The sequence below is a fragment of the Natrinema soli genome (assembly GCF_028618695.1).
The window spans coordinates 1-612 of sequence record NZ_JAQIVI010000406.1 but is presented as its reverse complement, the minus strand read 5'-3'; the positions used below and the strand labels follow the sequence as shown (position 1 = coordinate 612).

At 69.4% G+C, this 612-nt stretch carries 1 protein-coding gene; it reads left to right on the top strand.

Translation table 11 applies throughout. The annotated features are described in order from the left end of the window. A partial coding sequence (locus PGX04_RS22195) for an IucA/IucC family protein (RefSeq protein ID WP_273740489.1) occupies positions 1-612 on the top strand: 612 nt, incomplete at both ends.

Here is a 612-nt window from a genome sequence, read left to right as displayed (position 1 = left end):
GAGGCGTGTCGCCGGCTCGCGCTCGTTCCGTTGCCCGCGTCCGGAAGCGTCCTGATCGCGGGCGTCGCGGCGAGACACGGCTACGACCGGTTCCGACTGGTCGGACCGGTCCGTCGTTGGCCGGCGGACGGTGACTCGGATCCGTCACCGCCGACGGACGCCGAACGACTTACCCATCCAGTCGAGATCGTCCCGCTGCTCGAGCGCGAGGGCGCGTTCAGTGACGCCGAGCAGGCCGAACGGATCCGGGCGGAAGTGGCCGAGAGCGTCGCCAACCTCGCGCTCGCACGACTCGGCGCGGCCGTGCACGCACAGGTCGAATCGGAGCCGGACACCGAATCGCCGCTCGAGACCGTCACGAGTGGGATTTTGGCTGCGGACGCCGCCGCGTCGTTCGAGCGGATCGTCACCGACGGCCACCCCTTCCATCCCAGCGGCAAGATCCGACGCGGGATGACTCCTGCGGAGGGACTCGCGTACGCGCCCGAATTCACCGACCGGATCGATCTTCACTTCGTCGCGATCGATCGGAAGTACGCCCTCGAAACGCGCGCAACGGGTGCCGACCGGTTGACCGATCGGCTGCTCGCCGCGTTCGACGGGCTCGAGGGC